The 9300-nt window shown below is 61.6% G+C and carries 9 protein-coding genes and 1 pseudogene; 7 read left to right on the top strand and 3 right to left on the bottom strand.

The window, feature by feature from the left end:
- From GR328_RS24420 to GR328_RS24395, 6 genes and pseudogenes are all read left to right on the top strand, one after another.
- A pseudogene (locus GR328_RS24420) lies at positions 1-143 on the top strand (S-formylglutathione hydrolase); the annotation flags it as partial.
- A 180-nt stretch (positions 144-323) separates the two neighbouring features.
- Positions 324-902: an S-(hydroxymethyl)glutathione synthase gene (gene gfa / locus GR328_RS24415; RefSeq protein ID WP_160888267.1), complete on the top strand. Its 579-nt coding sequence runs from the start codon at positions 324-326 to the stop codon at positions 900-902.
- A gap of 536 nt (positions 903-1438) precedes the next feature.
- Positions 1439-1882, top strand: coding sequence for a formate dehydrogenase subunit gamma (locus tag GR328_RS24410; RefSeq protein WP_246216077.1), 444 nt, complete (start codon positions 1439-1441; stop codon positions 1880-1882).
- The gene (locus GR328_RS24405; protein WP_160888265.1) at positions 1879-3435 is read left to right on the top strand and encodes a formate dehydrogenase beta subunit; all 1557 of its coding nucleotides are present in this window, start codon (positions 1879-1881) and stop codon (positions 3433-3435) included. Before GR328_RS24410 ends, GR328_RS24405 begins: the two co-directional genes overlap by 4 nt.
- 12 nt (positions 3436-3447) lie before the next feature.
- A complete protein-coding gene (gene fdhF, locus GR328_RS24400; RefSeq protein ID WP_160888264.1) occupies positions 3448-6291 on the top strand; it encodes a formate dehydrogenase subunit alpha in 2844 nt (947 codons plus the stop codon).
- A gap of 239 nt (positions 6292-6530) precedes the next feature.
- Positions 6531-6785, top strand: a complete 255-nt coding sequence (locus GR328_RS24395; RefSeq protein WP_246216076.1) for a formate dehydrogenase subunit delta — start codon at positions 6531-6533, stop codon at positions 6783-6785.
- 40 nt (positions 6786-6825) lie between these two features.
- Here GR328_RS24395 and GR328_RS24390 read toward each other — a convergent pair whose 3' ends face one another.
- Positions 6826-7923, bottom strand: coding sequence for an NAD(P)H-dependent flavin oxidoreductase (locus tag GR328_RS24390; protein ID WP_160888262.1), 1098 nt, complete (start codon positions 7921-7923; stop codon positions 6826-6828).
- A 311-nt stretch (positions 7924-8234) separates the two neighbouring features.
- Between GR328_RS24390 and GR328_RS24385 the strand changes: the two genes are divergently transcribed.
- On the top strand, positions 8235-8561 hold the full coding sequence (locus GR328_RS24385; RefSeq protein ID WP_160888261.1) for a hypothetical protein: 327 nt from the start codon (positions 8235-8237) through the stop codon (positions 8559-8561).
- A 61-nt stretch (positions 8562-8622) separates the two neighbouring features.
- On the opposite strand, the gene GR328_RS24380 is transcribed toward GR328_RS24385, so the two are convergent.
- Positions 8623-8967 (bottom strand): cytochrome c oxidase subunit 3 family protein, encoded by a 345-nt coding sequence (locus GR328_RS24380; protein WP_205790274.1) that lies wholly within the window; start codon positions 8965-8967, stop codon positions 8623-8625.
- Positions 8968-9082: 115 nt separating this feature from the next.
- Positions 9083-9214, bottom strand: coding sequence for a helix-turn-helix domain-containing protein (locus GR328_RS24375; protein WP_160888260.1), 132 nt, complete (start codon positions 9212-9214; stop codon positions 9083-9085).
- Positions 9215-9300 lie beyond the last annotated feature (86 nt).

Genomic DNA, 9300 nt, shown 5'->3' with positions numbered 1-9300 from the left:
AGCTTCTGGAGGAGGCCTGCGCAAGAGCCGGCCAGCCCCTCACCCTGCGCCGCCAGGACGGCTACGACCATTCCTACTTCTTCATCGCAACCTTCATCGAGGACCACCTCCGCTGGCACGCCACGCGACTGGGTGGGCCCTGAGCCTTCCGGCAGCCGCAGGAACGGTTTCTCAGAAGCGGGCGCTGTGCGCCCGTTTTTTATTTCGGCTTGCCTCGAGCCTTCCGTCTTGCACTGCTACTTTTTCGTCTGCTGTGCGATTTCGGAGCATGATAAGCTGTGCCGGTCTGCCGATCAGACTTTTGCGGAGCAAAGGAGAGTTCAATGGCTGCATCTCTCTCGATCCACCCAGCTGTCGATAATGGTATAACCTCCGGCGATACGAACTTTGCTGGTGGCAAACTCGTCTGCAAGTGTGCGGATGATCCTGTCGTTGTCGAAACTAAGAGTAACAGCGCCCACAATCATCTGTGTGGCTGCACCAAGTGTTGGAAGCCGCAGGGCGCCCTGTTTGCCATGGTTGCGGTTGTGCCGCGCGAGAATCTGACCGTGACGGCAAATGCCGACAAGCTGCAGGTCGTCGATCCGTCGGCTACGATCCAGCGGCATGCATGCAAGGTTTGCGGCGTCCATATGTTCGGCCGGATCGAGAATCCAAACCATCCCTTCTATGGCCTCGATTTCATCCACACGGAGCTCTCTCCTGAAAATGGGTGGGCCGCTCCGGGATTCGCCGCGTTTGTATCGTCCGTCATCGAGTCCGGGGCTGATCCGGCTCAGATGCCCCAGATTCGAGCCCGTTTGAGAGAACTCGGTCTGGAACCTTACGACTGCCTCTCTCCGGAACTGATGGATCTGATCGCAACCCACACGGCCAAGGCGAAGCAGGCTGTGGCTGCCTGATCAGGCGCAACTTTACCAACGCTGCCTGTCAGGAGAAAGCAGCGTTGGTGCTCGCCTGGGAAAGGTGCGACGGTAGCCTTGCCCTAGCGACTTGCGCCAGCTCCTTCGTCAACCTCGTTTTTCCTAGAGGCATGCTTGGTCCGGCATCCGGGCAGAGCCTCCTTCAACTTGTCACGAGAATGCCGTTGGCGGGCCGCCGCACGCGTGCTTGACATTATCGGTGCAGGGATCTCCTCCATGAATGTCGCCAGTTCTGGCGAGTGAAATCCTCGCTTGGATCTGCGCCTCACGAATCTGTTCTCACGATTCTTGTAACCAATCATCTCATCCCGGCTTTCGACCGTCCGCATCGGCAGCAGGCGTTGGAACGTATCATTGTCAGACTGGGGAAGATCGATTTCAGCCTCGGGCCATCGTGCAATCGGGCTGCGGGAAATATCCCAGTTGCATATCGGGCCCAAGGCGAGCAGTCTTGAAAAAACGGATAAAATGCCGGTGAGGTAATGCCTAAGCTTCTTGAGAAGGATCTCACTCGTATGAGTGAGATCATCGCAGCGTACTCCTCTCTGGATGGGCCCACGTTGCCGATCCTTCATGCTCTGCAGGAGGAATTCGGCTATGTCCCAGAGGACGCAGTGCCGATGATAGCCTCAGCCCTCAATCTGTCCCGGGCAGAGATTCATGGAGCTGTGACCTTCTATCACGATTTTCGGCACGAGCCGGCCGGGAAGCACGTCCTCAAACTCTGCCGCGCTGAGGCCTGCCAATCCATGAATGGTCCGCAAATCGCAGGCGACTTCCTGGCGAAGCTGGGAATTGGTTGGGGTGAGACCACTCCGGACGGTGTCTTGACGGTTGAGGGGGTCTACTGCCTTGGGTTATGTGCCTGTGCCCCATCCGCACTCTATGACGGTGAGCCCATAGGAAGGCTCACCCGGGAGCGGCTCGACGCGGTCGTTCAGGAGGCGAGGGGAGCATGACCAAAATCTTCGTATCCCGCGATGCCGCATCGCTTGCCCTCGGATCCTCCCAGGTCGTCCAGAGAATGAGCGAGGAGGCGGCCGCGCGAGGGCTGCCCCTTGATCTCGTCTTCACCGGCTCCCGAGGGCTTTTCTGGCTCGAGCCGTTGGTGGAGGTTGAGACTTCGGGCGGCAGGATCGCTTATGGCCCCCTCAAGTCTTCGGATGTCGCTGACCTGTTCGAGGCTGGATTCCTGACGGGGGCTGCACATCCTCTCCGACTGGGGCGCATGGAGGACGAGCCTTATCTCGCACGGCAGACGCGCTTGACCTTTGCGCGGTGTGGCATCGTCGATCCGCTTTCCATCGAGGACTACCGGGCCCATGGCGGCTATGCCGGTCTCGCGCGAGCACACTCCCTGGTGGCCCAGGCGGTCGTCGATGAGGTCAAACTCTCCGGGCTGCGGGGTCGGGGTGGAGCAGGTTTTCCGACAGGCATCAAGTGGGACACGGTGCTTCATGCGGCAGCCGACCGGAAATACGTCGTCTGCAACGCGGACGAGGGTGACAGCGGCACTTTTGCGGACCGCATGCTCATGGAGGGGGATCCATTCTGCCTCATCGAAGGCATGACCATCGCAGGATTGGCCGTGGGAGCGTCAAAGGGCTTCATCTATATCCGCTCCGAATATCCCCATGCCTACCGCACCGTGTCGAAGGCCATCGAGTTCGCCACGAAGGCGGGCTATCTCGGCCCGTCGGTCATGGGATCAGGGCGCGCCTTCACGCTCGAAGCGCGTCTTGGAGCCGGAGCCTATATCTGCGGTGAGGAAACGTCCCTGCTGGAAAGCCTTGAGGGCAAGCGCGGCATGGTGCGGGCCAAGCCGCCGCTGCCGGCCCTGAAGGGACTGTTCGGCAAGCCGACCGTCGTCAACAATGTGCTGTCCTTGGCCACCGTGCCGTGGATCCTGGCCCATGGTGGACAGACCTACGCCGATTTCGGCATGGGGCGCTCCCGTGGAACGCTGCCGATCCAATTGGCAGGCAACGTTAAGCGTGGCGGGCTCATCGAGATCGCCTTCGGTGCAACCCTGCGCGAGATCGTCGAGGAGTTCGGAGGCGGGACTGTCAGCGGACGGCCGGTGAGGGCCGTTCAGGTCGGCGGGCCGCTCGGGGCCTACTTCCCCGCATCCATGATGGACCTGCCTCTGGATTATGAGGCTCTTGCGGCCCAGAAGGGGCTCCTGGGACATGGTGGCATCGTAGTGTTCGATGACAGCGTGGACTTGGCGCGGCAGGCTCGCTTCGCTTTCGAGTTCTGCGCAGCCGAGAGCTGTGGCAAGTGTACACCGTGCCGCGTCGGTGCGGTGCGCGGCGTGGAAGTCATGGACAGAATCATCTCCGGTATAGAGCCTGAGAAGAACTTCGAGGTTCTCGAAGATCTCTGTAGCCTGATGACCGATGCCTCATTGTGCGCCATGGGTGGCCTGACCCCTGTGCCCGTGATGAGCGCACTCACTCATTTTCCTGAAGATTTCGACAAGGCGCCGCGTGTACCTGTCGCGGCCGAGTGATGGAGCGGGAGCATGGCTCTGATCAAGGAAGTCGATTACGGCACGCCGATCCGCATTGCGGACAAGACGGTGGCCCTGACCATTGATGGCAATGCCGTCTCGGTGCCGGCCGGCACGTCCGTCATGGCGGCTGCGATGATGCTGGGCACGGAAATCCCGAAGCTCTGCGCCACAGACAAATTGGAGCCCTTCGGTTCCTGTCGTCTTTGCCTTGTCGAGATCGACGGGCGGCGCGGCACGCCTGCCTCCTGCACGACACTTGTCGAGGAGGGCATGGTGGTCCGAACCCAGACCGACCGACTTGCCAAGCTCCGTCGCGGCGTGATGGAGCTTTACATCTCGGATCACCCGCTGGACTGCCTGACGTGCTCGGCCAATGGCGATTGCGAGCTTCAGGACATGGCGGGCGCCGTCGGCCTGCGCGAGGTTCGCTATGGATACGAGGGTGAAAATCATCTCGATGCCCCTAAGGATACGTCAAACCCGTATTTCACCTTCGAGGCTTCGAAGTGCATCGTCTGCTCGCGCTGCGTGCGGGCCTGCGAGGAGGTGCAGGGCACCTTTGCCCTCACGATCCAGGGCAGGGGGTTCGATTCCCGTGTCTCGGCGGGCGGTGTCGACTTCTTCGGCTCCGAGTGCGTTTCGTGCGGCGCCTGCGTGCAGGCCTGCCCGACCGCATCATTGAACGAGAACTCTGTTATCGAGCACGGCACACCGGAGCACTCCGTCATCACGACATGCGCCTATTGCGGCGTCGGGTGCTCCTTCAAGGCCGAGATGAAGGGCGATAGAGTCGTGCGCATGGTGCCATACAAGCACGGCAAGGCCAATGAGGGGCACTCCTGCATCAAGGGGCGGTTTGCCTGGGGCTATGCCACTCACAAGGACCGCATCACCAAGCCGATGATCCGTGAGCGGATCACCGATCCCTGGCGCGAGGTCTCCTGGGAGGAGGCGATCGGCCGTGCGGCGAGCGAGTTCGAACGCATCCAGGCGACATACGGCCGCGACTCCATCGGGGGCATCACGTCCTCTCGCTGCACGAACGAGGAGACCTTCCTGGTGCAGAAGCTCGTTCGCGCAGGCTTCGGCAACAACAATGTCGATACCTGCGCCCGTGTATGCCATTCACCCACGGGCTACGGACTGAAGACGACGCTCGGCACGTCCGCCGGTACTCAGGATTTTGCCTCCGTGGACGAGGCGGACGTCATCGTCGTCATCGGTGCCAATCCGACTGATGGCCACCCGGTCTTTGCATCCCGCATGAAGCGGCGGCTGCGCGAGGGGGCCCGCCTCATCGTCATCGACCCGCGCCGGATTGATCTCGTCAGGTCGGCCCATGTCGAGGCCGACTATCACCTGCCCCTATTGCCTGGGACGAATGTGGCGATGATCAACGCCCTGGCGCATGTGATTGTGACGGAGGGGTTGGTTGCCGAGGATTACGTGCGCGAGCGCTGTGATCTCCCTGACTTCGAGAGCTGGGCGCGTTTCATCGCCGACGAGCGCCACTCGCCCGAAGCCGTCGAGGACCTTTTGGGCGTTCCGGCCGCAGACGTTCGGGCGGCTGCCCGTCTGTATGCCACCGGTGGCAGGGCTGCGATCTATTACGGGCTCGGCGTCACCGAGCACAGCCAAGGCTCGACCATGGTCATGGGCATGGCCAATCTCGCCATGGCGACCGGCAATATCGGAAAGGCGGGAACCGGCGTAAACCCCCTTCGAGGGCAGAACAACGTTCAGGGCTCCTGCGACATGGGCTCGTTCCCGCACGAGTTCTCAGGCTATAGACATGTCTCCGACGATGCCACCCGGCAGATGTTCGAGACATTCTGGGGGGTGCGCCTCGAGAGAGAGCCCGGCCTGCGCATTCCGAACATGCTCGACGAAGCCGTCACCGGGGCCTTCAAGGGGCTCTACATCCAGGGCGAGGACATTGCTCAGTCCGACCCGGATACGCAGCATGTGACGGCCGGATTGAAGGCCATGGAGTTCGTCGTTATCCAGGACCTCTTCCTGAACGAGACCGCGAAGTACGCGCACGTCTTCCTGCCGGGCTCCTCCTTCCTCGAAAAGGACGGCACCTTCACTAATGCCGAGCGCCGCATCAACCGCGTGCGGAAGGTCATGACGCCGTTGGGCGGCCTCGCGGACTGGGAGGTCACCATCGCTCTCTCGAATGCCCTTGGCTTCCCGATGCATTACTCGCATCCCAGCGAGATCATGGACGAGATCGCCCGTCTCACGCCCACCTTCGCGGGTGTTTCGTATGAAAAGCTGGATCAACTCGGCTCCATCCAGTGGCCGTGCAACGAGGCAGCTCCCAATGGAACGCCGATGATGCACGTGGACCGTTTCGTGCGGGGCAAGGGCAAGTTCATGATCACGGAATTCGTGCCGACCGAGGAGCGCACGGGGCCGCGATTCCCGCTGATCCTCACCACGGGCCGCATCCTGTCTCAATACAATGTCGGCGCACAGACAAGGCGCACGGAGAACAGCCGCTGGCATGAGGAGGACGTACTGGAAATCCATCCTTTCGATGCCGAGAGCCGCGGTATTCAGGATGGCGATCTCGTGTCCCTCGAGAGCCGGTCGGGCGATATCGCCTTACGGGCCAGGATCAGCGAGAGGATGCAGCCGGGGGTGGTCTACACAACCTTCCACCATGCCAAGACCGGCGCGAACGTGATCACAACCGACTATTCCGACTGGGCGACCAATTGTCCGGAATACAAGGTGACGGCGGTGCAGGTGCGCCGCACGAACCGCCTCTCCGACTGGCAGGACCGGTTCTATGAGGAGGATGTCGCACTCACGCGGATCGATGCCAATGCCGATGCGGCCGAGTAAGGACAATCTCAAAATCCTTGATTCGGTGGGGACGTTGACCTCCATCATCGCGTTCAGGGAGGACAAGCCTGTTCGAGGAGGACGCACCAGCTCATGCGAGATTCCTCTCAACCTCACGTCTGGGGGCATCCCTTTCGCCCTCATGACGGCAGCGCCATGCGACCTCGGCTCCGACTCCGTCGCCTTGGAGCGCATTCATGTACAGGACGTCTTGCATGAATACTGAGAAGCTCATCCACATGGCCAATCAGATTGCCAGCTTTTTTCGGTCTTACCCAGAGGACCAAGCCGTCAAGGGAATTCAGGATCATCTCATGGCGTTCTGGACGCCGGGAATGCGCAAGACTCTTCTGGCTCATGGCAGCCAGGGTCCCGACAAGCTTGATCCGCTTGTCAGGAGGGCGTTGCTGAGCTTCCAAGTGGCAAAAAGTCCGATCGAGAAGGAAGTGGCCGGTCCGGAAAAGGTGGGGCAATTGGGCAGCGACGCTGGATGAGTTGCATGAGTGTGATCCACATCGGTCGACTCATCCGAGATCAAGCCGAAGGAGCACCATCGGATGAGTGTAGGCGGGCGATGACCGCGAGCGCGTCCGAGCCAAGCTGCCGCGTGAGCTCATCAGCCGGAAGCTCTCGCCCGAGGGCAGCGGCTTGACCCGCCCAGAGCGGCGAAAAATCACCCGATCCGCCGGCTTCGGCCTTTGATCGGATCGGAGCCAGCGCCGCGGAGGCGAGTGGAAAATCAGGCGCGAGATCTGACATGGGGCCGACCTCACGCACGACGCGATTGACGATCCCACGGGCGGGTCGGCCCGTGAAGACGTTCGTGAGGACCGTATCGTTGTCCTTTGCGCGCTTGAGGGCATCGCGGTGGATCGAACTGACTTTGGCCTCTGGGCAAAACAGGTAGGCGGTCCCGATCTGGACTGCCGAAGCTCCCAATGCGAAGGCGGCGACGATACCCCGTGCGTCCGCGATCCCGCCTGCGGCGATCACCGGCACCCTCACCGCATCCACGATCTGGGGGACCAATGCCATCGTGCCTGCCTGGGTCGAGATGTCCCTGCCCAGGAAGATGCCGCGGTGCCCGCCGGCCTCGCAGCCTTGAGCAATGATGGCATCGCACCCCTGACTCTCCAGCCATCGCGCCTCGTCCACTGTGGTGGCTGAGGAGACAATCTTTGCGCCTGTCGCTCCGACCCGCTCCAGCAGAGATCGTTCGGGCAAGCCGAAGTGGAAGCTGACGACCTCGGGTTTGAACTCCTCCACGAGGTCACACATGGCGCTGTCGAAGGGGACACGGGCCGCTGCGGGAACAGGCGCTTTCGGATCAAGTCCGAGTTCTACGGAGAAGCCTTCCAGGCGCTGCCTCCAGGCAGTCTCCCGCGCCGGATCGGCCTGTGGCGGTTGATGGCAGAAGAAGTTGAGGTTGATGGGCCGGGAAGTCCTCTGACGAATGATCCCAAGTTCGTTCCGCATCTGCTCAGGACTGAGCATCGCGCAGGGCAGGGAGCCAAGTCCACCTGCTTCAGAGACCGCAACAACCATTTCCGATCCAACCGAGCCGGCCATCGGAGCCTGAATGATCGGCAACTCGATGCCGAAGAGGTTCTGGATGCGACGATCTGGCCACATGGTACGTTCCTTTGCTGCTCCTGTGTCCCGTTCCTTATAACGCGGCCGCCCGCTTCAGGGAGGTGCCAGAATCGACATCTGCAGCGCTCCACCAGCGTTTCCCGCCTGGTTGGCGGGGGCGGTAGTGTCCGAAAAATGAAGGGCTGCTCGAGATCTCGGATCCTGTCGTCCCGGGTTCGCGGACGATGGCTGCACCGACGGGCAGAGGAAGACACTACCTCCATTGCGCTCTCTCCGGCTCTCTGATCGCCTTGCAAGGCTTGGGCTTGGCCGACACACTTGCATGAAGCACAAATCAGCGGAGGAGCGCCATGCAGAAGCACACAATGGGAGTGCCGGTTCCGAGCCTGCCGGTTTCCTCGAAAAGGACAGAGAAACGGGCCCGGCATGCCTCGGCGGCACAGGCTCGCGAGCCTTCTGCATCTGACGGGCCAGCCAGCACGCTCTCCATTTTGGGTGCGATCACGCTTGGCATTCCCGGTCTGTTGCTGATCCCCCTGATCGGGATGAATCCCAGCATCCAAGCGGGAACGCTCGCCGCTTTGGCGATGCTCCTCATATCGTCCGCTTTCCTCGTTGCGATGGTCTTCGAGATCAAGCGGATTGCCGACAAGCCGTCCGGCGCCGATCCCGGCTGACGAGTACGCCCTGTAAAGAATGGGTGGCTATCCACGCAGCGCGTGAACAGCGGCGATGGCATCATCCAATCAGGCAGACGTGCCGGTACATCACGACCCAGACGGGATCGACCATTTGCCAGAAGGCTGTGCCGTTCTTCAGGTTCGCAACGCTGTCCGGAAAATCGACGGCGGCGAGAATGACGATGAAGCCGAGCCCCGGCGCCACGGCGCCTCCAAGCTGCAGATGCGCGGCCCGACATAGTCCGACGATCCGCGCCTCGACCGCCAGCGCGGCGAGCCGGCCGCTTGTGATCGGGACAAGGGTGTCGATGCCGCCGGGTGCGGGATGGACGGCCCGCGAGACCGCGAAGACGAGGAACCGAAGACCGCAGGTGACGATCGCGGTCAGGATGGGTACCCACATCATCGGATGCCCGGGAAGGCCATCCGGCGCGCTATCCAGGCCGGTTCGGTCGACGGAGCCTAAGCGTGTCACGTCCCGATGACCAGCGCTCCCGTGACGGGCGGTTTCGGAAGCGTCAGCTTTCCACCAGCATGAACAGCTTGCGGGGATCGCAGACCCCGATCCTTCGGAGCACGCTTTCGACGAAGCCTTGCTCCTCCCGAGCGCTCAGAATGCGACTGACTGTGTAAAGCGTTGTTCCGGTCATCTCTGCGACATCCCGCCGTGGAACCCTTTATCACATTCGTGCGATGCAGGACGTGGAGAGGTGGTTCGAAGGCGGCACTGGTCTAT

The sequence above is a fragment of the Microvirga makkahensis genome (genome assembly GCF_009830105.1).
GTDB lineage: Bacteria > Pseudomonadota > Alphaproteobacteria > Rhizobiales > Beijerinckiaceae > Microvirga > Microvirga makkahensis.
This window is presented reverse-complemented; position numbering and strand designations above follow the sequence as displayed.